Origin of the sequence: Secundilactobacillus angelensis (genome assembly GCF_012641075.1) — a bacterium.
In the GTDB taxonomy this organism is placed as follows: domain Bacteria; phylum Bacillota; class Bacilli; order Lactobacillales; family Lactobacillaceae; genus Secundilactobacillus; species Secundilactobacillus angelensis.
On record NZ_JAAXLJ010000006.1, the window covers coordinates 1 to 23,945 of the forward strand.

The following is a 23,945-nucleotide window of genomic DNA, read 5'->3' on the forward strand; positions in this document are numbered from 1 at the left end:
TAGCGAAATTGACTTCGCAAATTACATTTGATATCAGCCGAAGCTGATATACCCTGCACATTTGTGAAACAAAACTTTGTTCAGTTTTCAAAGGTCTACATTATTACTCGACTTAATCAGTATAACCAAGTTGTAAATCAATGTCAACGATTTTTTGTATCTTTATTCATTCACATAAACAACTCAATTATCTGAATAACTGTTGAATACCAGAACGATTGAATATTAAATGTCTGAATATAAATTCACAGAATTAATATTGTGTTCTTTAACAACAGATAAAATAATACCAGCTATTAGCTATCGGGTCAAGGACAAATAACGAAATTACTCAATTTATTTTCCAACAAACTCCCGTATTGCTTCCTGTGCCCAAGCCTGTCTTCTCTTCTGAATCGGCTTAAACCCCTCGTGAAAATTTTTACTGGTCCAATAGTGTTTATGCTGATTCTCGTTTTGTGGTGCAGTTGGTGCTAGTGGGACTTGAGTTTCTTCCAGACAACGCAACGAAAGAGAAATTTTTCCCGTAAATTCGTCAATGTCCAAAACAACAACATCAATCTCGTCACCAACCGATAAATAGTCGTGGATGTCTTTAACGAAACCGTAGTGACATTCAGATATATGAATCAAGCCCTGTACTTCATTGCCAAGATCGACAAAGGCTCCGTACGGCTGAATACCAGTCACCGTACCATGAACGTGGTCACCAATACGCATTATTCAACGCCTCCTTCCATACTATTACTCAAACAAAAACCTGAGGATCATGCACCTCAGGTTAAATTGTCGCCTTACTTAATCATCAATCGAAACTGATTCTATGACAATGTCTACTAACGGCTTATCAGTGTCATCCGTCTTAACTACAGCCATCTGATCGACGACATCCATACCCGCAACTACCTGACCAAACACGGTGTGACGAAAGTCCAGCCATGGGGTACCGCCATTCTGATAAGCTTTGACAATTTCTTCGGGAAAGTGAGCATCCTGCATTTGCTGAGTTAGCTGTTCCGACAAATGTTTATTTTGAACAATAAAGAACTGACTACCATTAGTATTCGGGCCGCTATTAGCCATGGAAACGGCACCCCGAAGATTATAGAGTTCCTTAGAAAATTCGTCTTCAAAAGGCTCATCCCAAATACTTGATCCACCCATACCAGTACCGGTTGGATCTCCACCTTGAATCATAAAATCATTAATAACGCGATGGAAAATAACTTCATCGTAATACTTTTTCTTAGCCAATGTCACAAAATTCTCAACGGCTTTAGGCGCTTGTTCAGGAAACAATTGAATCACAACATCGCCCATTGACGTATGAATCGTAGCCCGGGGGCCGTCAGCCTTATCGGGTTGTAACTGTGGATAATTCACATTAATAACCTCCAGTTTTCTTTCATATCTATTATCCATGAAAAATGACGAAAAGCAAGCCTTGAGTCACGACACCCTCATACTCGAAAAGCATGTCAGACAGACAATAAAGCATAAGTGTACGCCCATTAAGCCGACTAAACGATTCAAATAATGTTAGGGTGTTATGGTTATGATTCGCTTAAATCCGTGAGAAAGTCTTTTATCGTCGAATATTCTCTGATACAATGTCATCAACTTAAAAGTGAAAGGAAACCTTCAAAATTATGGGTCAATTGATTGATTTCGTGCTCCACATTGACAGTCACATGATTACCATCGTAAACACATTTGGTGGCTGGTCATATGGGATACTTTTTCTAATTATTTTTGTCGAAACTGGTGCGGTGATTTTACCGTTCTTGCCTGGTGATTCACTCCTCTTCGCAGCCGCTGCCTTGGCAGCCAATCCGGATTACCATCTCAGTATCGGTCTGTTTGCTGTAATTTTTCTAGTGGCTTCTATTGGTGGTGACTCAACCAATTTCTTTATCGGGCGTCGAGCAGGTATCGCAATCACTCATCACCCATTCTTTAGTCGTTTTATAAAAGAAGAAAATTTAGCATCTGCCAGAAAATTCTTTGAACGTCATGGTAAAATTGCAATTTTCTTAGCAAGATTTATGCCAATTATCAGAACGTTCGTACCGTTTGTGGCGGCGACTTCAGACTATGGGTACCACTCATTCCTGCGCTACAACATCCCCGCCTGTTTGACCTGGGTACTACTCTGCTGCGGTGGCGGTTACTTCTTTGGCAATATTGACTTTGTTAAGGCTCACTTTTCACTGGTCGTACTTGGCATCATCATCGTATCAATGATCCCCGCCTTTATCGGTTTACTTAAAAGTCGAAGTCAGGTTAGTAAAGATTAATGGTATGACACGAAAAAACTCTAGCTGGTTACGATAACCACGCTAGAGTTTTTTATTTGTCTAAAAAGGTGCGTTTGCCGCGCCAGACTCCCCACAGCATAATCAGCTCAAACAAGCCAAACGCTAGTATGAAACATTGTGAGAAGAAGGTTTCTGGTAACACAAGAATGACAGGATCAAAACGTGGGTCAAATAACCAGTCGGAATTACGAAACAGAATTTTGTGGAAATCAACGAAAAACTGATTAAAGTTCACCAACATCAACAACCCGGCCAGGACCGGAACAAGAGCTGCCGTCTGGAATGGCCGAATGAGTTTCCAGAGCATCTTTTTTACCGAAAGTGTCCGCAGAAAACGAACTGCCGGCCAAATCGTGATGATCAATACGCTGTTGTTCACCAGAAATAGATGCTTAACATCAATAAAGTGCTGAAGGCCACTAGGCGAGGTTGGAAAATCCATCATATCCAGTTTAGTCACCCATGGTAATTGGAGATAAGCTAGCAATTGCAAATAATTCTCCATAATTCGACTAGTAGATAACTCTACAATATGAGATAAGCGTCCAACTTTAACGTTCAACCAATATAGCCATACACTATTGATCGTCAAAAAAATGACTAACGTTATAATTGCTAAAAATAACGAGAACCACTGTAATGCCACTTTCACTCTGTCTTTATTCATCCTCGACCGACCAATCGTCTAGACTATCAATTTCATAAGTTGGCGCAATATCTTGATGAGCAACCTGACTTCGAGTCGACAGCCCCGTATAAACGAGCAAGGTATCCATTCCGAATCGAATTCCAGCTGTAATATCAGTCTTGTAATTGTCGCCCACCATCACAACTTGAGACTTTTTCAATCCAATCCGCTTGAGTGCATTAGCCATAATAATTGTTTCCGGCTTACCAATATAAATTGGTCGCTGCTGCGTGGTGTACGCAACCATTTCAACTAGTGAGCCAGCGCCTGGTAGCATTCCCCGTTCATTAGGAATATTAGAATCAGGATTGGTCCCAATAAACTTTGCGCCCCCACGAATCGCCAGCGTCGCAATTTCAAATTTGTGATAAGTAACATCCGAGTCAAGACCAACCACAACGAAATCAGGCTGGCGTTCATTCAGCTCAAAACCCTTATCTAAAAAGGCCTGTATCAGCCCAATTTCGCCAATGATATAGACTTTTTTCTGCCCTTCTGTCGCAATACTAGCCACGTAGTCAGCAGTGGCTAGACCAGCAGTATAAACGTTCTTAGGATTTACGTGAATGTCATGATTGGTGGCTAAATTTTCAACGACATCAACTGGTAGCTTCGTCGTGTTATTGGTGACAAACAAAAAATCTTTATTGGCCCTTTGCAATCGCTCAACGAACCGTTTAGCAGCGGGAATCCTACGCTTACCAGCATAAACGGTGCCATCTAAATCGATAAAGTAGCCATCGTAATGTTTTTGCATTAAACCTTAATCCTCTTTTTCTCGAATTGTAAATTTACGGTGCTGACTGTGGCCAACCGTCTTAACTGTTCCACGGCGTTGGCTGACTGGCGTTTTCTTGACGGGTTTAACTTTTTCTACCGTATAGGCTTTTTGCTGACCATTACCATTGTTACTATGACTATGATGTTTAGCCTGCTGGCGTTGACTTGAGTTAACCCGTTGTGACTTTTGTTCGTTCTGTTTTTGATTTTGATTACGGTTGGCAGTTCGATTACGATTTTGTTGCTTACCGCCATTATTCTGATTACGACTGGGACCGCGATGACTATTTTCTCGTGGCCGTGGACTGCGCTTAGGGGTGATCACTTTAGCATCTTCATTGTGCATCACAAAATACGGACAGCCAGTGTTGCAGGCTTCATCCAAATAGTCCTGTAAGGCACCGATTTTCAATTCACCGGCAACGTTTCGCTTATCATCATAAAAGCCGCGCAGACGTAATTGACCGAAACCCCAGTCACCAACTAAATAATCATAACGTGAAAAATACGTATTGAACCGATCGCTTAACTCGACCCGGTCAAAAGCATCACGATAATTAACCATTAGCTCATATGGGTGTTCATTAATCTGGAAATGAGTTTCATCAACCGCCACAATCACACCGCCTGGCTCACGGCTTGCGCGAGCGTCGTCAATTAAAGTTTGTAAAGATTTCTTATCCATGATTTGCCTCCTTTCTGATTGGATATTGCTTTGCGAGATAGTCGCCTAGTACCGTTCTTAAAAGTTTACCATATAAAATTTGGTTTTTTCCGACAATCGAAATTGTAGGGAAAAAAGGAATGAATAAATAGTGGTCTGGCATCGCAACCGTATACGTCCTCAGGGGTGATAACGTCTCACCTCGAAAAAGAACTGACCCATCACGCTCATTATATGTAATACCAGAGTAATTGAGCGCACCGAACACCTTGCCGCGAAATCCCATGCCTTTAATTGGAAAACGGGACAAAAAGCGACGGTTCTTTTCCATTTCTCGAATCAGCCGCCATAAGTTGTCACCACTTAACGTCACTCTCATCACGTGCATGGCGTGTGGCAACGTTTTATGAAGATGATTGCGTGAAATAATTCCAGCTGGCAAATCTTGCATAAAAAGCCCACCGTTTAAGATGGCAGCATCCGTACCAGCATAGTCTTCCAAAGCAGCTAGTCCCTCACTGACAAGCCGCGAATGACCCTCCCAGTTCTTTTCCATGGCTACTGGCAAATCGGCGACTTTCTGATTGTCCAGCAGCTGTTCGCCACGTTCTTCATACCCGTCAATTTCTTGTCGGTCACTGGTGGCTGCCTGAAGATTGGCCGTTTTCACAACAGAAGCTGATGATGCCACGATCTTATGATCTGTCAGTTCAAGTTGAATGGTACCGACATACTCGCCGTACTTCCCCGCGGCACCGAGCAAAGCAGCATGATCACGTTCACCGTGCGGCAATAAATGGTGAGTGTGCGCGCCAAGGATCACGTTAATTTCAGGAAAGCGCTTGGCAATCGATCGATCTACGTCTAATCCTAGGTGTGACAATAAAATAGTGCAATCGTACTGTCCCTCAAATTGCTTCAGCAAATATGGCAGCATTCGTTCAACTGAAATTGGCTGCCATCCAAGCAAGGGATAAGTTAAAGTATACGGTGCGGTTAACCCCAGTACCAACACACGGGTTCCTGCCTTTGTGGAGATAACCTTACCAGGGATTGCCCATTTCGGCTGAGTCTTTTTTGGCGTGTTAAGAATATTGCCCAAAATAACGTCAAAATTGGCGTGATCATACATGTGAACAAGCTGTTCTCTAGAGTTTCCTAGGCCTTCATTATTGCCAATGGTTACCCCGTCATAGTTGATCTGGTTCATCAAGTCCACATTTGCTTGACCGTTTGTCGCCTCAGTTAAGGGGTGTGCGCGATCCATTGCATCCCCAATATCAAAAGTGAATACTTGGTGGCCGGCTGCCTCGAAACGTTGCCGTTCCTCAATCAGGTAACGCCGAATCTTTGGCCAATTTTCAAAGTGTGAATGCAGGTCGTTGGTGTGCAAAATTGTAATTTTTTCAGTCATACCCCAGCTCCTCTGCTCAGTTATCTTCTCTTCTGAAAATCGTTATATTTTCCGGCCACCATTTCTTCAATTTCGGCCATGGAAAATGGCGTTCCAAATGGTGGCTTTTCCTTCAAATAATCAGTTTCGGGCGTATCAATACCGACGTTAATGTCCTCTTTAATGTTCACTGAATAATGGTGAATGTGGCCATGTAAATTAATAATCTGTTTGACGATTCCCATCATCATTGGGTAATGCGTCATGTAATACTGTCGGTGGTTCACTTTAATAATGGCACCGACATCGTGAAATTCAAATTTCGGTTTGCCACCATAAGTATAGTTATGCTGAGCTAGAAATTTGAATAGCGCTCGATTATCGTGATTCCCTTTAATCAGTACCAAATGGCCATTCAACTGATTCAATACCTCCAGCACCGCAGCTTGGGATGCCCGCTCCGGTCGAATGAAATACAGTGCAATATCACCTAAATGATACACCGTATCTTCTGGTGTCACCCGTGCATTCCAATGGTCAATGATGGTTTGATTCATTTCTTCGACGGATTTAAATGGTCTGGGAGCAAAGTCCGAATTACCGAGTAAATCTTTATGAAAAAAATGTGTATCTGCAGTGAAATACAGTTGCACGTTTACCCCTTCTTTGTCCAATCAGAATTTGATTTAAAAATACTATGTTCTCAGTTTACCATGTTACCCCTTGGATGGGAAAGTAACTGGGTTGGATCTTCAACGGAAACAACGACTTTCGGTTACCAAAAAAGCCGTCGCTCATTGCGACAGCTTTTAGTTATTTTCATGGTGTAACTTTCCCACTTCAGCTCGATCCATACCACTTTTAAACAACCAGAGACCAAATAGCCAAAGTACGGACCCAATCAAAGCAACCAGCGTCTCAAACCTAAACACCAAAATAACGGCAACCATTGTCAGGAAGAGTAAGACAAAATAATCTGAATATGGTGCAAATGGCATCTTAAAGGTAACTTTCTTCTGTTCTTCTGCCGATGCTGTACGTCTGTATTTTATATGTGCCAAAATGATTGATCCCCAGATGAATAGAAAACAAGTTGTGGCGATACTGGAAATCAGGGTGAAGACCTTGCCAGGAATAAAGAAGTTCAATAACACCACAACTGCGATAATCAAGGCCGAAAGAAGCATTGCGTGAACGGGCACCTGCGCTCGCGATAATTTTGTTAACCGTTTTGACAAATTCGTTTTACCGCCGTATGAAAGTGAAAAAAGCATTCTGCCGGTTGTAAATAAGGCACTATTACATGCTGAAGCTGCGGCGGTCAACACCACAAAATTAATGATTGCAGCGGCGGATTTAATTCCAATTGCAGCAAACACCTCCACAAAAGGGCTTTGATTAGGTGAAATGTAGTGCCACGGATAAATGCACATTAATGCCATTAGGGACCCCAAGTAAAAAAGAATCACCCGCATAGGAATTTCATTGATGGCCTTGGGAATAATTGTTTTGGGATCATTAGTCTCGGAAGCCGTCATACCCACCATTTCGATACCAATAAAGCCAAAGAGAACCATTTGAAATGACAGTAAAAAGCCCTTCGCACCATGGGCAAAGAAACTGCCATGAGCTAAATTCATCACTGACGCATGGCCCACTGGTGTTTTAAACTGAATGACGACCAATATAACGCCAATCACGATTAAAGCAATAATTGCAGCAACTTTAACAATGGCGAACCAGAACTCAGTTTCGCCAAAAGCCTCCACTGTAACAGCATTGATTAAAACAAGTATCAATAAAAAAGTCAGCCCCGTCGCCCACTGAGGTAAGTTTGGGAACCAAAATTTCATGTATAACCCCGAAGCAGTTAAATCGGCCATTGCAATGCTCAACCAACAGACCCAATAGGTCCATCCGGCAATAAAGCTCCAACGTTCACCTAGATATTTTCGAATAAAATCAATGAAAGAATGGGCACTCAAATCCGTCAGTAAGAGTTCGCCAAGCGCGCGCATCAGTAAGAAACATGCAATTCCAGCTATCAAATAAGCCAGCAAAATCGACGGCCCGGTCAAATGGATTGATTGACCAGCACCCAAGAATAATCCCGTTCCAATCGTGCCACCAAGGGCAATCATTTGAACATGACGGTTTTTCAGGCCTCTTGATCGTTTTGGGACAGTTTGCGTTTTCGACATAGTCTCTTCACTCCTTCATGAGAAACAATTATACACGTCAAAAACGGCTGCTTTCAGGTTACAACCACCTGTCATCATATTTTTGCTTGATATCTGTCACTTAACCGCGCCGTTAAGCATTTTATTGCTTTCATGATGTTTGTTCACCTATAAGTGAGCAAAGTGCACGTTAGTGAGTTTTGATTGAACAAAGTTAAAATAAGTCAATTCACTTGTAAGCAAAAATCAGACTCGATTCCAAAAGAACCAAGCCCGATTTTTTACGATGATTATTTAGTTAGTCGTTCAACGTCACGAACAATCATTAATTCTTCATCCGTCGGGATTAACAATGTCTTGACTTTCGCATCGGCTGTAGACAAATCACGTTCAACACCACGAATATGATTCTTTTCTGGGTCGACTGCAATACCAAAGTAGCTTAATTTGTCAGCAACTTCTTGACGAATAGGAATATCGTTTTCACCAACACCGGCAGTAAAGACAATGGCGTCAACACCGTTCATTTCAGCGATATATTGGCCAATGTAGCGAACAATCCGGTTGATGTACATGTCACGAGCAAGGTGAGCCTTGTCGTTATCATCTTGAACCTTTTCAAGGTCACGCATATCTGCTGAGTATTCTGACACACCCAGTAAACCGGATTTCTTGTTCAAGATATTAATCATGTCGTTAGGATCCTTAATGTTTAACTTTTCCATCAAGAAGGTCACTAACGAAACGTCAATGTCACCTGAACGCGTAGCCATCATGATACCTGCTAAAGGTGTGAAGCCCATAGAAGTATCAAACGACTTACCATTCTTAACGGCAGTGATTGAAGCACCAGCACCAATATGCAAGGTGATCAGCTTCAAATCTTCCAACGGCTTACCGAGCATGGCAGCTGCACGACTGGCAACATAGCGGTGACTGGTTCCGTGTGCACCATACTTACGAGCACCGTATTTCTCGTAGTACTCGTATGGAATGGCGTACATGTAATTAGTCTTTGGCATCGTTGTGTGGAATGAGGTATCAAAAACTGCCACATTGGGAACATCGGGTAAAATCTTTCTGAATGCCCGGATACCCATAGCTTCAGCTGGGTTATGCAAAGGTGCATATTCAGCTAAATCTTCAATCTTCTTTAAAACATCATCGTCAACTAGGACTGAATCAGTAAAGAATTCACCACCAGCAACGACCCGGTGACCAACACCGGTAATTTCGTTATAGTTAGCAATGATTTTCAAATCAATCAGTTTGTCCAGCATCAGGTTGATTGCTTGTTCGTGATCATTAACGTCTTGAACGTTTTCAAACTTCTGACCATCGCCATACTTGATGGTAACGATTGAATCCTTTAAACCGATTCGTTCGATAACGCCACTAGTGATGACTTTTTCTGAAGGTACTTCGAATAATTTGAACTTTAATGTTGAACTTCCTGCATTGACGGCAAGTGTTTTTCCCATGTCATAATCTCCTTATGTTAACGCTTTAGTAAATCATTGAGTTCCCAGTCGACTAGTTCTGCAATGAACTTTGAAAATGCTGCTTGATCTTTAAATGACGGAAATTCTCCGATCATTACCTTATCAGCCTGTTTGACATCTTTACCATGTCGTTGCAACAGCAGAATTGATTTTGCTGATTGCTCAGCCGTAAAGAGGTCTTTCGGCAACGCAAGCAAGCCTTGCAGATAAGCAGCCTCTTGGAGCCAAGATAACAGCCCCTTCGATTCAGTGGTTGAAAACAACTGACTTGGAACTAAAAAGACACCGTAACCACCCGGTTTTACGTAGCGCATTGCTTGTTCCAATAATAGATGGTGTACAAACGAATGCCCTGACTGGGCGTGCGTCTTAAAGTTGGTGACCTTTTCATCAAGTGGATAATACCCAATTGGCAAATCAGATACAACTAGATCAGCTTCAGGAATCTGCAACTCGCCCAATGCATCTTGGTGCATCAATGTGACGGCTGCTTTCTGCAAAGTGGTACTGATATCAGCCACTGACAGCAATGAATCATCATTATCAATGCCAATTGCTGTCACTTGTTCGTGAGTGGCATCCTTTAGTTGATTCATGATCGTTGTCAATAAATTGGCGGTTCCCACGGCTGGGTCAAGGATCGACAGATGATTTTGCTTTTCAACGAGTCGAATCACAATGTAGCCCATGACCATACCAATACTATCAGGCGTCAGTTGATGATTACCTTGAATATCATCCTCGCGCATGGCCTTCAGCATTGCCAGCTGAATACCTTGACGCACGGTTTCTGAATTCATTTCGTTGAGATCAACAGAATCATACAAGCCTCGAAGCTGTTGAACAACCGTTTCATCAGGCCGACCATCTTCCACCTGAACGTGACCGTCGATTAGATTATCACCAGATTCAATAAAGGCGTCTAAGTAAGACGTTGCAAGCGCCTCTTTAAGTAGCTCGCTAGATTCATCAAGTACTTTAAAAAACGCCTCGGTTTCTTTAATAGCCAGAATTGTCAACCTCCTGTCTTACTGGTTTCTCCACACAAATATAAGTTTACAAATATTCGTCCGGTAATTCAAGCGAACAGGGAAAATTTAACTCTCACTTCAATGATTTAGTTCGTAGTTTTTGCTCATAATGCTGAATCAAAACGTTATAAGCTTCCATTTGCCGATGATAACCCTCCAATTGAAAAAGTAAAATACCACTCAACAGGATTAAGAAAAACAGCGCCATGATGGTCACGAAACCTTGCCGACTAGTCATGTTTACCCCCAATCGATGTCGTGGCTGTAAATTGTTGGAATTTCGTTTTCGCGTTTATTTTTAAATGGCCATGGTCAACGTCAAATTCATAGTAGGACATGCCTTTAAAAAGTGGCATATAGCCACCCTTGTCCGTTGTCAGCATCAAGTTACCGTTGTGGCCTTTTAAATAGAAAATCCGCTCGTCGTCTGCGTTTGGAACAAGTTCAGCCTTTTGCAGATAAACCTTTCCCAAAGTAAACCGATATTTCTTGCCTTCAAGCTCCGCCAACATCTGATACCAAGCAAGCTGTTCGTCATATCGTTGCTGAGAATGAACGTTCAACATCTGAAAGCCAAATTGAAGACTTAATACCGCAAGCGCCGTCACGACCAAAGCAATAGACGTTTCAATCAGTGTAAAACCGGCTCTCATTTTGCCACCTGCTTTGGTTGTTTGAATTGGTCCTCAAACTGGTGACGAAGTTCGACAACGCGTTCCTGACGCTGTTCTAACTGGCTGGACATGGAGACTTGTGCTTGTCCATAGAGAATCAGCCCCGTACTAATGAGCACTAATCCAATTAAGGCATCACTTAGAACAAAGGCGGCCTTATGCTGCTTCTCGATCAACATGATAGACCCCCCAACCCATTTGAATGACCAGTCGGTATTTTCGATGATCAATATCCGATAAAAACGTGACCGTTTGTGGTGAAATTGTTGCATCCGAACGAATCAATAATTTCTCTGACCGCTCTGGGTGTAAACTCTTGGGAACAGCCAACGTCTTTTCATCTGTCTGCTTATCATTGGAGGTTCGAAAAACAACCGGGTGACCTTCTTTAATGCTGATCTGAGTTTCTTGACCGTGATATTGTGCTTCATAGAGTGCTTGCTTCCAATAACTATCAAAACTGCTCCAGAATGCCCGTTCAGTCTGAAGTGAGTTCCGCGAGAACCTTTGTCCACCAACCATGATTAGAATCAACAAACTGCTAATGATCACTAAGGTAATCAACATCTCAATCATTGTAAAACCCTCACGAGCCGGCCTTAACTTCGTCGCCATTGATTTTGATCCCTTCTTTGACCGCAATTTTGACTTGCTTGGCAGTGAGATACCCCGCTTTTTGAAGTTCACCCAAACTGGCAGTCTTCTTGTCAGTTGAATCTAAATACGTATCCAACTGTGTTTGAACTACCGTTGTCATAGCACCAGTATGGACCGTGTTCGCCCGGTCTTTTTGATGACTAATATTTGGTGCAATTATCAGAATTAACAGCCCTATTATGAAGAGAACTATTGTCATTTCTATCAAAGTAAACGCGTTCTTTTTTCGTTTCATTACAGTCCTCCAATTGTGTGATACATCGGCAAAAACAAACTAGCATAAGCACCAATAATAACGCCACCAATTAATACAAACGATAGTGGTTGAATCCAGGTCATCATGGTTTCTAATCGATCAGTTAACCGCTGATAATACAGCTCCGTTAACGCTTTAAGTTCCTTTACCAGATCAGTCTGTGGTTTCCCACTTTGAAATAACATCTCTAACTCATGAGGTAAGAAGTGAAATTGCATGATCACCTTGGGTAATGGTTGACCTGCTGCTAAGGCGGTTTCTAACTTGCCGCCTAATTGATAAAGCAGTGTCGTTGTCTTGGCTTGGCGCAGTGTTAATAGGATTTCTTGAAAGCCCAAGCCACCTTCAAACATAATGGTGAGTGTTGCGAGAAAATAGTAGCCATAATATGCTTTGACAATCGGTCCAATAATCGGAATTTGTGCGGTCTGTTCCACCCGCTTTAAAATTGGTTGTTGCCTAATCCCCTGGTATACACAAATACTGATCAATATCATTGGTACGATAGCTAGGCTCCACCACCAATTCTTTGTATGGGGCTGGTTGGTTGCGGCTAACATCTCAATTTGGGGTAAAATGACCAGTTTCATACCCGTAATGATGACACCTAGTATGACGACCAGTATCAGCGGATATTGCAATAGCCGCTTAATTTTTTGATGCCGTTGATAGGCAGTCTGAAGCAGCCGGCTCACTTGTCCTAAACTTTGTGTTAACTGACCGTGTTCCTCTGCCAGGCGTAATTGCAAACCAATCTGATCATCCACAAAGGGTTCGAAGGTTTGACTAACCGTATACCCTGCGTGAAGTTGTTCATTGATCCAGCGTAAATCGGTCATCTGATGTCGGTACAGTACTTCACAGAATTGAACCGCATGACGCACAGAAAAGCCCACGAGTAAAAGGTCACTAATTGTCCGAAAAATTTCTGACTGAGTACTGATTGACCAAGGCTTACCCGGCTTTAAATCGCTGACAAACTTTTGCTGTAATTTGACCGTTTCTTCTTGCATCCGCTAAATTCTCCTCCCACTGTGGTGTCATCCCAAGTGTATGCTGCCAATTTTCAACTGGCCCATCCGCTAGATCGAGTAGTGCTGCCAAATCACCATTGGCTGTTGGCAGCAAGCGCTGATAGGCAACACCGGTCACCGCTTGGTTGAGCGCAGCCGAATCAATCCCTAGCTGGTTCAAACGAGTGACCGTTCCCTTGGCAGTTTGAGCATGAACACTGCTCAGTACTAAGTGCCCACTCAAAGCTGCATCCACAGCTGCTTTAGCTGTTTCACGATCCCGAATTTCGCCTACGATCAACACTTCCGGCCGATGCCGTAACGCGACCTTGATCAGAGCCTGATAACTCATTTCTGCCGCCGGATTGACCTGCAACTGTAAAAAGTCAGGTGCGACGATTTCCGTAGGATCTTCGATGGCAAGCACGGATAAAGTCCGACTTAGCTCTTTAGCTAAGTGGTAAATCGTACTTGTCTTTCCAGAGCCTGTAGGACCAGCAAAAAGTACCAATCCGCGTTGGTCGCACCACTGCCTGAGTTGTATCAGCTGTGATGATACTAAAAAAGCTAATCGCTGTTCCTTCAGGGGTAGCAACAATCTGATAACAATGGACTCTTGATTGATAAAATTGCCGACACTGGATAATCTTAAATGAATCAGCTGGCCATCAACCTCCAAGGTTAACGCACCTAGCTGTGGCCGCCTTGTTTCCGTGATTGCCATGTTCGCACGGTATTTAAAGTGGGCAATCAATTGCTGTCCCTCGCTCATTGACAATTTCTTAACGACGCTTAAACCATCTCCGTGATGTTCAAACACCTTGTAATTATCGCCAACAGGTTGAATGTGCAGATCAGAACTGCCTGATGCCATGGCGGCACTCAGCAGCGTTTCACCTAATTCTTCTATCATAACGTCCCTCCTATGGCTAACTACGCCAAGTCAATGAGGAGAGTTTGAGCGCAATAAAAAACAGCTGTGGCATAAGTCCATATTGATAAAAATTTCATTTGGTTTCTTGACTTAAAGACAATTTAAATTTTGCTTTTGTTCAATACTTTAATCTAGTCTAAATATGTACCACAACTCAGATTCCGGCCATTTAACCCAAAAAAACGTATTCCGACAAAGTTCGACGGAATACGTTTTTTTGCGTTAAATTCTGGAATCTACCGAGTTGTATCACACTCTCAATAAAAAAAGCTGCTCCCTATTTGGGAACAGCTTTACAATCTAATATGGTTATTCAACGCCTTCAGGCAAAGTTGCTGCTTCATAGACATCAGAAACATCATCGTTTGACTCAAGTTCGTCAATTAAACCTTGGTATTGAGAAACTTTGTCTTCCGGTACTTCAGTTGTGTTCTCAGGGAACATCCGAACTTCGGCAGTGTCCAAGTTGTACTTTTGTTGCAGCGCATCACGAACTGCTGTCAAACTCGAAGGATCTGAGAAAATTTCAAATTGATCATCGCTGGTCTTCATGTCATCAGCACCAGCGTCAAGTGCATCCATCAAAACCGTGTCTTCATCGGCATCGAGGCCATCACGTAAGATAACGATGTAGCCCTTACGATCAAACATGTAAGAAACTGAACCAGCAGCGCCTAAAGATCCACCATGATGGGTAAAGGCAGAACGAACGGCAGCGGCTGTCCGGTTCTTGTTATCGGTCAAAGCGGCCACCATGATAGCAGTCCCACCAGGACCGTAGCCTTCATAAGTGATTTCTTCGAACTTCGCTCCACCAACACCAGAAGCCTTATCGATAGCGCGTTGAACGTTATCCTTAGGCATGTTAGCAGCACGAGCCTTATCCATCACCAAACGAAGTTGAGGGTTGTTTGCTGGATCAGGATCACCTGCTTTAGCGGCTTGATATAAGTCACGTGATATTTTTTGGAAGATTTTTCCACGCTTAGCATCTTGGGCGTTTTTACGCCCTTGGATGTTATGCCATTTTGAATGTCCTGACATTTCACGACTCCTCTTTTCTTAATTATATTCGTTTACACAGACCTTATTATAATATCACGCGGTGAATTTCAATACAACCGGTCAGCAATGAAACCGGTAAAATTTTCTAGCCTGCTTGTACGATGGCTAAAATAAACATTGCTATAACGGCAATCACTTGAATGATATCAAATAAGAAATGGGTCAAAATGACCTGCCAAATATTTCTGGAAAAATAATAGATTAAGCCAAATAACGCGCCGACAAACATGTAGGGAATCATCTGAACAATCTCACCATGAAAATTATTCCAGTGCACCAAACCAAATGCAATCGAGGAAACAATCAGCATCAGCCAAGTGAATGCCCCCCGGCCTCGCCATTGATAAAACAAGGCGTGTCTGAAGACAATTTCCTCGGCAAATGGTGCCATCAACGTGGTTAAACTGGCCACTAATGCCAGCCCCGCTGTTTGGATGCTCATGATTGTCGATGAACCAGAACTGGCAAGACCAACTAATGTTAACCCTTGTCGAACAGCACTTAATAACATGTATGCAGCTATGACACCGCAAATTGCAACTAATAGTCCGCTGCCCAAATGATGCTTAAACCGGTGCCAATGATCACTTAACACGTCATGATATACATAAATTGCAGTGCACAAACCAATTAGAAAAATCAGATCCACTAAAATGATTCGAATCCACTTATCGGTAGTGACCTCTGCCACTACAGCACCTAAACCCAGCTCAAGCACTGGAATCGCAATGGCAACTAGTGTTTTTATCGCCGATACGGACTGGCGTTGAATAACTGGACGAACCTCATGCGGCTGACGTGCGAAATCAATTTGAGATGACCCATTGGCGGAAATTTGCACTGCGAACCGTTTTGTCTTCAACAGCCAGTAGGCTGCAAAACTAAACACAACAGCGTATAGCAGGCTGGTCCAAACATTCATTCCAGCAGTATTGTCTAACGTCCCAAAAGCTAGTATATCAAACCCATCAATTAAACCATGTCCAATGATCGGCAGCCACAGACTGTTCGTCACTAGGTACACTGCTGCAAAAAAGAAGCCTAAACCAACTGCTTCAAGCATCTGAACCAAAGTCATGGTCAAACTGCCACCAGAAGCATTAATCAGGTGAACTAAGCTGAACATGAGACCACTTACAACAGCGGTGAGTACTGGGCCAATTTGATAACGCTGCCGCATTGCGCTAACCAGCACACCCCGGAAAACATATTCTTCAAATAAACCAACTGAAAAACCAAGTAAAATTGCCATCAAAATGTGGCTGACCGTGATCTGAAATTCAGGGTGTAATGTCGCATCACCCAATAAAACAATGACCACTGGTACCACTAACACCCATTGATGACGAACACCGGCGTGCCACCAGCTGACCTTTGCTTTTGGATACCAGCGGTTAAATCCCCACCAGCAACCAAAAGCGAGTACCTCCGTAATCAGTTGCACGCCCATTTGAGTAACCGCCGGCACAAGGGCTGCTGTGAGTCGTCCCACAATGGCCGTCAGGGTGATTATAATAACGGTGATTACCACTGTTGCAACTGATAATAGCCCTGCTCTGAGTTTCATAAGATACTCCCCCCAATGTTCAAATTAAAAAAAGCAGACCACACCGTCTTCTACCAGAAAATAGTGTTGAGTCTGCTCATTTGTTAACCATAAATGACTAGTGAGTTGATGCGCGTTTCATTAAGCCATAAGGTAATAAGACAGTCTTATTATCCACTGGTTCGTTGTTCATCAGTTTAGTCAGTAACCGCATTGCAACGGCACCAATATCGTATAGTGGTTGGGTAATAGACGACATCTTTGGCCGAACCATTTCGGTCAATTTAGTGTCATTGCTGGTAATGATTTCAAAATCATCTGGAACGCTCATCCCGGCATCAGTGATACCGTTCATCACGCCAGCAGCTAACTCATCATCACCAATCACCGCAGCGGTAGCGTTAACTGATTGTAAAGCCGGTTGCAAAAGCTGCCCTGCTTTGTATGAATAGTCGGTCTCAAATACCAACTTGTCATCATAACGGACGCCAGCCTTTTTCAAAGCTTGCTTATAACCCTTCAAACGGTAGTCACGATTGATTGGGTAGTCCAAGCTACCAGAAACAAACGCAACGCGCTCGTTACCGTGATCAATCAAGTTCTTCGTTGCTTCTTCAACGGCAGCGGTGTAATCGATGTTTACACTAGGCATTTGGTCTTGATCATCAACACAGCCAGCGAGAACGATCGGTGTCTTTGACCGTTCGAATTCCTTGCGAACTTCATCACTGATATCGTTTCCCATGAAAACGATACCATCAACTTGCTTGGCCATTAAAGTATTAAGCACCTGAACCTCTTTCCGGCCGTTTTCGTCAGAATTAGTCAAAATGATGTTGTATTTATACATCATGGCAATATCGTCGATGCCTCGTGCCAGAGCCGAAAAGTATACGTTGGTAACGTCAGGAATAATGACACCAACAGTAGTTGTCTTTTTACTGGCTAGCCCCCGAGCGACGGCGTTTGGCCGATAGTCCAATCGTTCAATGACGTCCAACACTTTTTTCCGTGTTGCCGGTTTGACGTTTGGGTTCCCGTTAACCACTCTTGATACAGTGGCCATCGACACATCGGCTTCACGGGCGACATCATATATTGTTACAGTCTGTTTATCCATTGCGATAGCCCTTTCTTTATTGATTTAATTTGTTTTCATTGATTTTCAATATCTCGACTAGAATATCAGATATCTTTTCAGAAATCAAATTGAAAACGTTTTCAATTTGATAATACACTCTTCATTCAGACTTTTCAAGGCTGCCGTACTGGTTCCACTCACATCAATTATCGAAAAAAACTAGATTTGTCAATCATTGACTTCTCAATTAATTTCTGAAAAGCCTTGTAAAACCTAGGTTATAAAAGTTTCCCTAAGCCGTAAAAAGTGACCTCATAAAAAGTAATACCCGCCAAGAATATTTATAAAATTTTCTCCTTTTTCAGACTCTTATCCAACTTCTACCGTTTTAGATACAAGGCCTGGCTTGCCACTACCGTCCCCGCTAAAATTCACTTGAACAACTCCCCGATCAAATTCAGATTGACGGAAACATGATATAATGACTTCATCCTAATTCGAGGTGATTATTGTGTCAAAACTACAACAAGTTCAGGAATGGACTGAAAAGCAACACGCTGATTTTACATACATCAGTGATCCGCACACCATCCAGTATTTAACCGGCTTCTACAGTGATCCGATTGAACGAGTATTGGCCCTAGTCGTTTTTCCTGACCAAGATCCGTTCATGTTTGCACCCGCACTAGAAGTTGAAGCCATAAAAGACACTGGCTTTTCCTTTCCTGTATACGGTTACTTAGATCATGAAAATCCATGGCAGATGATTGCAGACGACGTGAAAAAACGTGTTAACCATCCAACCGAAATTGCGTTGGAAAAAAATCAACTTTCAGTGGACCGACTTGAACGATTGCAACAAGTCTTTACTGACGCCCAATTCAGCCTTGATATCACCCCTTTCATTAATCAATTACGGGTGATCAAAACTCCCGACGAAATTGAAAAGTTAGCTATTGCGGGTAAATGGGCAGATTTCGCTTTTCAAAAAGGCTTTGCTGCAGTAAAAGCCGGGCGAACCGAGCAACAAGTTGTGGCTGAATTACAGTACGCTCTGATGAAGGAAGGTATCATGCAAATGAGTTTTGATACCCTCGTGCAAGCTGGTGCCCACGCTGCAGAACCACATGGTGCCACCAACGCTACCAAGTTTGAAAATAACGAACTCATTTTGTTTGACCTTGGTACAATTTGGGACGGCTACATCTCAGATGCTTCCAGAACCGTTGCGCTAGGGAAACCAACCGAGAAGCAGCTAGATATTTATCAGGTTTGTCTAGAAGCCCAATTAACAGCACAGGCTGCTGCAAAGCCTGGCATCACTGCCGCAGAATTAGACAAAGTTGCTCGAGACATTATTTCAAAAGCCGGTTATGGGGAATACTTCATTCACCGACTTGGTCACGGCATGGGCATGAGTGAACACGAATTTCCGTCCATTATGGCAGGTAACGACATGCTACTTCAGCCCGGAATGTGCTTTTCAATCGAACCAGGTATTTATATCCCAGGTGTTGCTGGTGTCCGGATTGAGGATTGTGTTCATATTACGGACAATGGCTGTGAACCTTTCACGCATACTTCAAAACAACTCACCTATGTTGGTGAATAATTAAATCAAATTCAAAAAACAGCTTAGCATCGGAATTCGACGCTAAGCTGTTTTTTAGATAAATATAATACCTAATCTTGTTTTGTTTCGTCACTATCATCTGGTGACTCTGGGTCGTCTGTTGATGTTTTTGATTCATCCGCAACGTCTGCACCGCCAAAGGTATCTTCACTATTCAATACGATATCATCCGAATCGTCATCAGCCGAAGTGGAAACATCTGCCAATTCATCTCGCAATGAATCGTCGTCTCCCGTATTGGGCTTGAGAGAAGTATCACCAAACTGATTAGCAGCCTGCTTCACCCGATCGCTAACAGTTTGAGTTTGATCGGAGAAAGTTTCCTTAAAGTCATCCCAAGCGTCACTAGCATAAAACGCATAGTCGACAGCTCGATCCTTTGCGATATCCATCTTTTCTTGAAGGTCTGCTTTAAGTTGTTCCTTATCCTCATCGCTCAAGCGACGGTATGCCACATGCGCAGCGGCAGCTCCAGCAGCTAAACCAACTAAAAAGCCAAACTTTTTTCCCATAAGTGAAAACTCCCTTCAATGATCAATCTTTATTTTTTCGACCACGATAAGCGTTAACAACTGACTCACCCAGTTTGGCAAATAAACTGGTAGTCGCCGTTCTCTTGGCCGTTGATTTTACCTTACCCGTTAAGTGATGTGTGGCTGAATTTAATTCAGAAACACTGGTACCCAAATCAGCAGCTGCCTTAAAGACTGGGTCAATCGTCGCAACTTTATGATTCACGTCGTCTAACAACGTATTGGCATTTGCCAAAATATCTTCCGCGTGCTTACTGATGACATCCAAATCTTCAGTCATCGTTTTCACACTTTTGTTAACCTCACCGAGTGTGCGCGTCATCTTCATTAAAAAGGCACCGATAAAGAACACTAAAATTAAAAATGCGATGGCGGCGATTAGGCCTGCCACTTGTCCTGCTGTCAAAATACCCCTCCTTACTTTTTACTGTTAGCTTAAGAATAGCATTGCGGCTACTCTGACGCAATATAAAACCCACCGTAACAACTGCTTTTTTGTTGCTCAATCTGTTACACTAATTGATGATACTATTTCAAGGAGCGGATAACATGATATTGAGTAGTCACCTCACGCGGTTCATTCAACATTTTAATTGGCAACAGATTGGCGAAAATATGGCCACAACACTTTTTCAGCTTTTGCTGGTGACCATTGGGCTGCTACTGGTTGACTGGATCGGTAAAAAAATTATTCGTCACTTATTCAAACGTTATAAAAAAAATAAATTCGTTGCAGAATCAGCCAATCGCATCGACACAATCTTTACCCTGGTCTTAAATATCTTTCAGTATACGGTAATTTTCTTTTGGATTTACGCCCTGCTCTCGTTCATGGGCGTCCCAGTTGGAACTTTAATCGCTGGGGCTGGGATCTTCAGTTTAGCGTTAGGTCTGGGGGCCCAGGGGTTCGTTTCCGATATTGTAACAGGCGCCTTTATCTTGATGGAAGATCAAATCAACGTTGGTGACTCGGTTAAAATCGGCGAAGTTGAAGGGACCGTTTCCGCTGTTGGTATTCGAACGACACAAGTCATTAGCGCTGATGGTACACTGAATTTTATTCCTAACCGTAACATTACCATCGTCAGCAACAAATCGCGACACGAAATGCGCGCCATGGTTCAAATCCCCATATTTCCGGATTCGCCCATTGACCAAATCAATCAGATTATTGAAACTGTCAATAAAACGGTTCCCTCACAATTTCCAACTATCACTCAAGTACCTGCAAATATTGGAACGGTTCCTCTGTCAAACGGCCAAGTCGTGATTCAAGTCGTGACGTTTACGCAACCCGGTGAGCAATTCGCCGTCCAGCACAAATTGCTGTCCGCCTATTTAAAGGCAATCAATGATGCAAATATTGAACTTCCAACAACCTATCATAATGATAAAAAATAAGCTAAAACCTCATTTAAAATACAAAACAAGTAACGGCGGGCACCCCAAATCGGGGATACTCGCCGTTACTCGTTAAAACGCTTAGTTGTCATAAAGCAACTGCCTTAGCCGTTATTTTCTATGGACTTCAGCAAAGGCGAAACGTTGTACTGTTCAGAAAAATTATGGGCTAAGTAATTCACCCGTTTTAAAAGTTCACGGCGCGTAATAATACCAGTGAAGGTTTTTTCATCCGAAACCACTGGCACGAAGTTATCATCAATCAGCAAATGCATGATTTCCTCTAAATCAGTAGGGTCTTCAATCGACCGGAAATCCGTCTGCATGACATCAGCCACTGTTAGCTGACGCAAGTTTTCAGACGCCACGTGGTCCGTATCTAGCATATGTTCGGTAATCATCGAAAGTGAGACCAACCCGCAGAGATGTTGGTCGTTATCTAGAACTGGCACCTTCGAATAACCAACTTTTGTAAGCACCAAGAAGGCGTGATAGCAGTCATTTTTAACCATGACATTAGCAACCAGATTCGCTGGAATAATCAAATTGTCATGGTCTTCCATGATCATTTTTTTAATCGGTTCATCAATCATTTGTCGAACTCACTCAACCTTTCTAGCGTTCAAATTGCTGATGGAGCTGGTTGATCTGCTTCAAATCGCGATTATAAAAATCAACAGTCATCTGATCTGAGGAAACGTTGATGATGGCAAAAGTTCCACCAATCGATGCATATTGACCCCGTGGCAGGGAAATGCTACCCGGATTAACGTATAACCGACCCTGTGACATTTCAGCAGCTAACTGATGGGTGTGCCCAAACAGCACCACTGTGGCACCGATTTCTCGTGCTCTAAGGTCTAATTGAGTCAGACTCATGCCAACCTGATACAGGTGACCGTGTGTCATCAAGATTTTGGTGCCATCGATCACGCACTGCACTTCATTTGGGAAATCAATCCCGAAATCATTATTTCCCTTAACGACCTGAACGCCGTCAAAAAGGGGATCATCTCTGGTCATTTCCGAATCACCACAGTGAAAAATACCATCGACTTGGTCACCGTAAGCATCAAAAACCGTTTGTAAGATTTGACGATCACCGTGATTATCACTGATTGCCAAAAGTTTCATGCTAAGCCTCCCACCACTGATCAAATTGAGTCATCATCTTTTGAGTAGCTCTTCCGCGATGGCTAATGGCGTTTTTCTCATGATCGCTCATTTCTGCCATAGTCTTACCCTTCGAGGAAATGTAAAACAGGGGATCATAGCCGAAACCGTTTTCACCACGGGGCGCGTTCAAAATTTTGCCATGAACCTCGCCGTCTACCACCAGTTTTACCCCATTAGGTTTGAGTAGCACTAATGTCGTATGAAAAGTGGCTTGTCGTTTATCTGTCGGAACATCCTTTAAGTTGGCTAATAGTTTAGCATTATTAGCAGCATCATCGTGATCACCCGCGTATCGCGCTGAATAGATTCCAGGATCACCATTCAACGCAGCCACTTCCAGCCCTGAGTCGTCCGCTAAAACTGGTAGTTGAGTGCGATCAGCAATGGTCTTGGCTTTAATGGTGGCATTTTCTTCAAACGTTGAACCCGTTTCTTGAATATCACCAACATCGGGAAAATCCGCTAAAGTTTTAATCGTAATCCCTTTTGGTGCAAGCATCTCGGAAAATTCCCGTGCTTTCCCCTGGTTACGAGTGGCAATCACTAATGTGTCATGCTTCATGGCTAGGCTCCTTTGGTTTCAAATCTCCATACTGCACCAATTCTTCAACTGGAACATGGCTCACGTCTAACTGGGCTAGCTGAAGCCAGTCTTTCGCAATGGCACTAAATCCTGCAACGTCACCGGTGGTATAAAACTTTGGTTGTTCAAAATGGCCACTAGTGTTCAACAAATTCTGATCAGTAAGTAACTGTTTAACCACCCTGACAGTTTCCACACCAGAATCCACTAACGTGACATCTGCACCCATCGCTAAACGAATTGCATTCGTTAACAACGGAAAATGGGTACACCCTAAAATCAGGGTATCCACTGGATGCGATTTAAAATACTGTAGCTGATCAGCAACTAGCTCACGTGTTGACGGGTCATGATATTGACCCGCCTCCACTACAGTCACGAATTCAGGGCAAGCTAGACCCTCAATCGATGCATTTGGCGCTATGTTGCTAATCGCTCGCTGGTAAGCATGACTCTTAATCGTTCCTTCGGTGGCAATGACACCAATGTGCTGACCACTTGAGACCTTAACTGCGGTCTGGCTGCCAGAATCAATGACGCCAACTACCGGAATCGATAGTTTAGCTTGCAAAATGGGTAATGCTGCGGCTGTTGCTGTATTACATGCTAGTACCAGAGCCTTGATGTCCTGGTCTAACAAAAAGCCCGCAATCTGTTGGACAAAGTGGGCTACTTCTTCAGTTGGGCGCGGTCCATAGGGTAGACGCGCCTGGTCGCCTAAGAAGACAATTGATTCGTTTGGAAGTTGTTTGAGTGCTTCTTTAATAACGGTTAGACCGCCAACACCGGAATCTAAAAAACCAATCGGTTGAGATGTCATCACAATCTCCCTTTCAA

At 43.0% G+C, this 23,945-nt stretch carries 29 protein-coding genes; 3 read left to right on the forward strand and 26 right to left on the reverse strand.

Annotation, left to right across the window (positions count from 1 at the left end; genetic code table 11):
* Window positions 1-336: 336 nt before the first annotated feature.
* Both HC026_RS04540 and HC026_RS04545 read right to left on the reverse strand, forming a co-directional pair.
* Window positions 337-720: a CvfD/Ygs/GSP13 family RNA-binding post-transcriptional regulator gene (locus tag HC026_RS04540; RefSeq protein ID WP_168924814.1), complete on the reverse strand. Its 384-nt coding sequence runs from the start codon at window positions 718-720 to the stop codon at window positions 337-339.
* 78 nt (window positions 721-798) lie between these two features.
* Window positions 799-1,383: a peptidylprolyl isomerase gene (locus tag HC026_RS04545; RefSeq protein WP_332871174.1), complete on the reverse strand. Its 585-nt coding sequence runs from the start codon at window positions 1,381-1,383 to the stop codon at window positions 799-801.
* Between the two features lie 266 nt (window positions 1,384-1,649).
* Between HC026_RS04545 and HC026_RS04550 the strand changes: the two genes are divergently transcribed.
* Window positions 1,650-2,297, forward strand: a complete 648-nt coding sequence (locus tag HC026_RS04550) for a VTT domain-containing protein (protein WP_168924816.1) — start codon at window positions 1,650-1,652, stop codon at window positions 2,295-2,297.
* A gap of 52 nt (window positions 2,298-2,349) precedes the next feature.
* Here the strand turns inward: HC026_RS04550 and HC026_RS04555 are convergent, their stop codons facing one another.
* The 18 genes from HC026_RS04555 to ccpA form a co-directional block, all read right to left on the reverse strand.
* Window positions 2,350-2,970 carry a TIGR01906 family membrane protein gene (locus HC026_RS04555; protein WP_240891028.1) on the reverse strand — a complete coding sequence of 207 codons (621 nt, stop codon included), beginning with the start codon at window positions 2,968-2,970 and terminating at the stop codon, window positions 2,350-2,352.
* Window positions 2,971-2,977: 7 nt separating this feature from the next.
* A complete protein-coding gene (locus tag HC026_RS04560) occupies window positions 2,978-3,763 on the reverse strand; it encodes a TIGR01457 family HAD-type hydrolase (RefSeq protein WP_168924818.1) in 786 nt (261 codons plus the stop codon).
* A 6-nt stretch (window positions 3,764-3,769) separates the two neighbouring features.
* Window positions 3,770-4,471, reverse strand: coding sequence for a YutD family protein (locus HC026_RS04565; protein WP_168924819.1), 702 nt, complete (start codon window positions 4,469-4,471; stop codon window positions 3,770-3,772).
* The gene (locus HC026_RS04570; RefSeq protein WP_168924820.1) at window positions 4,464-5,864 is read right to left on the reverse strand and encodes a bifunctional metallophosphatase/5'-nucleotidase; all 1,401 of its coding nucleotides are present in this window, start codon (window positions 5,862-5,864) and stop codon (window positions 4,464-4,466) included. Before HC026_RS04570 ends, HC026_RS04565 begins: the two co-directional genes overlap by 8 nt.
* A gap of 20 nt (window positions 5,865-5,884) precedes the next feature.
* Window positions 5,885-6,496 (reverse strand): metallophosphoesterase, encoded by a 612-nt coding sequence (locus tag HC026_RS04575; protein ID WP_240891026.1) that lies wholly within the window; start codon window positions 6,494-6,496, stop codon window positions 5,885-5,887.
* Window positions 6,497-6,652: 156 nt separating this feature from the next.
* Window positions 6,653-8,044: an amino acid permease gene (locus HC026_RS04580; protein WP_168924821.1), complete on the reverse strand. Its 1,392-nt coding sequence runs from the start codon at window positions 8,042-8,044 to the stop codon at window positions 6,653-6,655.
* A gap of 269 nt (window positions 8,045-8,313) precedes the next feature.
* Window positions 8,314-9,504 carry an acetate/propionate family kinase gene (locus tag HC026_RS04585; RefSeq protein WP_168924822.1) on the reverse strand — a complete coding sequence of 397 codons (1,191 nt, stop codon included), beginning with the start codon at window positions 9,502-9,504 and terminating at the stop codon, window positions 8,314-8,316.
* 17 nt (window positions 9,505-9,521) lie between these two features.
* Window positions 9,522-10,544: a class I SAM-dependent methyltransferase gene (locus HC026_RS04590; RefSeq protein ID WP_211089409.1), complete on the reverse strand. Its 1,023-nt coding sequence runs from the start codon at window positions 10,542-10,544 to the stop codon at window positions 9,522-9,524.
* Between the two features lie 85 nt (window positions 10,545-10,629).
* Complete coding sequence (locus tag HC026_RS04595; protein WP_168924823.1) at window positions 10,630-10,794, reverse strand: hypothetical protein; 165 nt, start codon at window positions 10,792-10,794, stop codon at window positions 10,630-10,632.
* Window positions 10,787-11,209 (reverse strand): competence type IV pilus minor pilin ComGF, encoded by a 423-nt coding sequence (locus tag HC026_RS04600; protein ID WP_168924946.1) that lies wholly within the window; start codon window positions 11,207-11,209, stop codon window positions 10,787-10,789. Before HC026_RS04600 ends, HC026_RS04595 begins: the two co-directional genes overlap by 8 nt.
* Entirely contained in the window at window positions 11,206-11,409 is a 204-nt protein-coding gene (locus tag HC026_RS04605; RefSeq protein WP_168924824.1) for a hypothetical protein, read from the reverse strand. Before HC026_RS04605 ends, HC026_RS04600 begins: the two co-directional genes overlap by 4 nt.
* Window positions 11,387-11,845, reverse strand: coding sequence for a prepilin-type N-terminal cleavage/methylation domain-containing protein (locus HC026_RS04610; RefSeq protein ID WP_269814107.1), 459 nt, complete (start codon window positions 11,843-11,845; stop codon window positions 11,387-11,389). The genes HC026_RS04605 and HC026_RS04610 overlap by 23 nt, the downstream gene beginning before the upstream one ends.
* Complete coding sequence (locus tag HC026_RS04615) at window positions 11,817-12,122, reverse strand: prepilin-type N-terminal cleavage/methylation domain-containing protein (protein ID WP_168924826.1); 306 nt, start codon at window positions 12,120-12,122, stop codon at window positions 11,817-11,819. Before HC026_RS04615 ends, HC026_RS04610 begins: the two co-directional genes overlap by 29 nt.
* A complete protein-coding gene (locus HC026_RS04620) occupies window positions 12,122-13,156 on the reverse strand; it encodes a type II secretion system F family protein (RefSeq protein WP_168924827.1) in 1,035 nt (344 codons plus the stop codon). Before HC026_RS04620 ends, HC026_RS04615 begins: the two co-directional genes overlap by 1 nt.
* Entirely contained in the window at window positions 13,098-14,069 is a 972-nt protein-coding gene (gene comGA, locus HC026_RS04625; RefSeq protein WP_168924828.1) for a competence type IV pilus ATPase ComGA, read from the reverse strand. The genes HC026_RS04620 and comGA overlap by 59 nt, the downstream gene beginning before the upstream one ends.
* A 330-nt stretch (window positions 14,070-14,399) precedes the next feature.
* Entirely contained in the window at window positions 14,400-15,134 is a 735-nt protein-coding gene (locus HC026_RS04630) for a YebC/PmpR family DNA-binding transcriptional regulator (protein ID WP_168924829.1), read from the reverse strand.
* Window positions 15,135-15,240: 106 nt separating this feature from the next.
* On the reverse strand, window positions 15,241-16,722 hold the full coding sequence (locus tag HC026_RS04635; protein WP_168924830.1) for a CPBP family intramembrane glutamic endopeptidase: 1,482 nt from the start codon (window positions 16,720-16,722) through the stop codon (window positions 15,241-15,243).
* A gap of 97 nt (window positions 16,723-16,819) precedes the next feature.
* Window positions 16,820-17,821, reverse strand: coding sequence for a catabolite control protein A (gene ccpA / locus HC026_RS04640; RefSeq protein ID WP_168924831.1), 1,002 nt, complete (start codon window positions 17,819-17,821; stop codon window positions 16,820-16,822).
* Window positions 17,822-18,293: 472 nt separating this feature from the next.
* On the opposite strand from ccpA, the gene HC026_RS04645 reads away from it, so the two are divergent.
* Entirely contained in the window at window positions 18,294-19,394 is a 1,101-nt protein-coding gene (locus tag HC026_RS04645) for a M24 family metallopeptidase (RefSeq protein WP_168924832.1), read from the forward strand.
* A 71-nt stretch (window positions 19,395-19,465) separates the two neighbouring features.
* Here the strand turns inward: HC026_RS04645 and HC026_RS04650 are convergent, their stop codons facing one another.
* The gene (locus HC026_RS04650; RefSeq protein ID WP_168924833.1) at window positions 19,466-19,927 is read right to left on the reverse strand and encodes a YtxH domain-containing protein; all 462 of its coding nucleotides are present in this window, start codon (window positions 19,925-19,927) and stop codon (window positions 19,466-19,468) included.
* 22 nt (window positions 19,928-19,949) lie between these two features.
* Window positions 19,950-20,354, reverse strand: a complete 405-nt coding sequence (locus HC026_RS04655) for a DUF948 domain-containing protein (RefSeq protein WP_168924834.1) — start codon at window positions 20,352-20,354, stop codon at window positions 19,950-19,952.
* 143 nt (window positions 20,355-20,497) lie between these two features.
* Here HC026_RS04655 and HC026_RS04660 point away from each other — a divergent pair, with 143 nt between their 5' ends.
* Window positions 20,498-21,349: a mechanosensitive ion channel family protein gene (locus HC026_RS04660; protein ID WP_232843635.1), complete on the forward strand. Its 852-nt coding sequence runs from the start codon at window positions 20,498-20,500 to the stop codon at window positions 21,347-21,349.
* 104 nt (window positions 21,350-21,453) lie between these two features.
* Here the strand turns inward: HC026_RS04660 and cbpB are convergent, their stop codons facing one another.
* Genes cbpB through racE form a run of 4 tightly spaced genes read right to left on the reverse strand, consistent with a single transcriptional unit; the run spans window position 21,454 to window position 23,928 of the window.
* Window positions 21,454-21,942, reverse strand: a complete 489-nt coding sequence (gene cbpB / locus HC026_RS04665) for a cyclic-di-AMP-binding protein CbpB (RefSeq protein WP_168924835.1) — start codon at window positions 21,940-21,942, stop codon at window positions 21,454-21,456.
* Window positions 21,943-21,964: 22 nt separating this feature from the next.
* Window positions 21,965-22,483: a metallophosphoesterase gene (locus tag HC026_RS04670; RefSeq protein ID WP_168924836.1), complete on the reverse strand. Its 519-nt coding sequence runs from the start codon at window positions 22,481-22,483 to the stop codon at window positions 21,965-21,967.
* Window position 22,484: 1 nt separating this feature from the next.
* Entirely contained in the window at window positions 22,485-23,087 is a 603-nt protein-coding gene (locus HC026_RS04675; protein ID WP_168924837.1) for an XTP/dITP diphosphatase, read from the reverse strand.
* The gene (racE, locus tag HC026_RS04680) at window positions 23,077-23,928 is read right to left on the reverse strand and encodes a glutamate racemase (protein WP_168924838.1); all 852 of its coding nucleotides are present in this window, start codon (window positions 23,926-23,928) and stop codon (window positions 23,077-23,079) included. Before racE ends, HC026_RS04675 begins: the two co-directional genes overlap by 11 nt.
* Window positions 23,929-23,945 lie beyond the last annotated feature (17 nt).

Bases quoted from the DNA above. Each gene is read 5' to 3' on its own strand.
- HC026_RS04540 (WP_168924814.1), bottom strand. From the start codon at position 720: ATGCGTATTGGTGACCACGTTCATGGTACGGTGACTGGTATTCAGCCG.
- HC026_RS04550 (WP_168924816.1), top strand. From the start codon at position 1,650: ATGGGTCAATTGATTGATTTCGTGCTCCACATTGACAGTCACATGATT.
- HC026_RS04560 (WP_168924818.1), bottom strand. From the start codon at position 3,763: ATGCAAAAACATTACGATGGCTACTTTATCGATTTAGATGGCACCGTT.
- HC026_RS04565 (WP_168924819.1), bottom strand. From the start codon at position 4,471: ATGGATAAGAAATCTTTACAAACTTTAATTGACGACGCTCGCGCAAGC.
- HC026_RS04570 (WP_168924820.1), bottom strand. From the start codon at position 5,864: ATGACTGAAAAAATTACAATTTTGCACACCAACGACCTGCATTCACAC.
- HC026_RS04580 (WP_168924821.1), bottom strand. From the start codon at position 8,044: ATGTCGAAAACGCAAACTGTCCCAAAACGATCAAGAGGCCTGAAAAAC.
- HC026_RS04585 (WP_168924822.1), bottom strand. From the start codon at position 9,504: ATGGGAAAAACACTTGCCGTCAATGCAGGAAGTTCAACATTAAAGTTC.
- HC026_RS04595 (WP_168924823.1), bottom strand. From the start codon at position 10,794: ATGACTAGTCGGCAAGGTTTCGTGACCATCATGGCGCTGTTTTTCTTA.
- HC026_RS04600 (WP_168924946.1), bottom strand. From the start codon at position 11,209: ATGAGAGCCGGTTTTACACTGATTGAAACGTCTATTGCTTTGGTCGTG.
- HC026_RS04605 (WP_168924824.1), bottom strand. From the start codon at position 11,409: ATGTTGATCGAGAAGCAGCATAAGGCCGCCTTTGTTCTAAGTGATGCC.
- HC026_RS04610 (WP_269814107.1), bottom strand. From the start codon at position 11,845: ATGGCGACGAAGTTAAGGCCGGCTCGTGAGGGTTTTACAATGATTGAG.
- HC026_RS04615 (WP_168924826.1), bottom strand. From the start codon at position 12,122: ATGAAACGAAAAAAGAACGCGTTTACTTTGATAGAAATGACAATAGTT.
- HC026_RS04620 (WP_168924827.1), bottom strand. From the start codon at position 13,156: ATGCAAGAAGAAACGGTCAAATTACAGCAAAAGTTTGTCAGCGATTTA.
- comGA (WP_168924828.1), bottom strand. From the start codon at position 14,069: ATGATAGAAGAATTAGGTGAAACGCTGCTGAGTGCCGCCATGGCATCA.
- HC026_RS04630 (WP_168924829.1), bottom strand. From the start codon at position 15,134: ATGTCAGGACATTCAAAATGGCATAACATCCAAGGGCGTAAAAACGCC.
- HC026_RS04635 (WP_168924830.1), bottom strand. From the start codon at position 16,722: ATGAAACTCAGAGCAGGGCTATTATCAGTTGCAACAGTGGTAATCACC.
- ccpA (WP_168924831.1), bottom strand. From the start codon at position 17,821: ATGGATAAACAGACTGTAACAATATATGATGTCGCCCGTGAAGCCGAT.
- HC026_RS04650 (WP_168924833.1), bottom strand. From the start codon at position 19,927: ATGGGAAAAAAGTTTGGCTTTTTAGTTGGTTTAGCTGCTGGAGCTGCC.
- HC026_RS04660 (WP_232843635.1), top strand. From the start codon at position 20,498: ATGATATTGAGTAGTCACCTCACGCGGTTCATTCAACATTTTAATTGG.
- cbpB (WP_168924835.1), bottom strand. From the start codon at position 21,942: ATGATTGATGAACCGATTAAAAAAATGATCATGGAAGACCATGACAAT.
- HC026_RS04670 (WP_168924836.1), bottom strand. From the start codon at position 22,483: ATGAAACTTTTGGCAATCAGTGATAATCACGGTGATCGTCAAATCTTA.
- HC026_RS04675 (WP_168924837.1), bottom strand. From the start codon at position 23,087: ATGAAGCATGACACATTAGTGATTGCCACTCGTAACCAGGGGAAAGCA.
- racE (WP_168924838.1), bottom strand. From the start codon at position 23,928: ATGACATCTCAACCGATTGGTTTTTTAGATTCCGGTGTTGGCGGTCTA.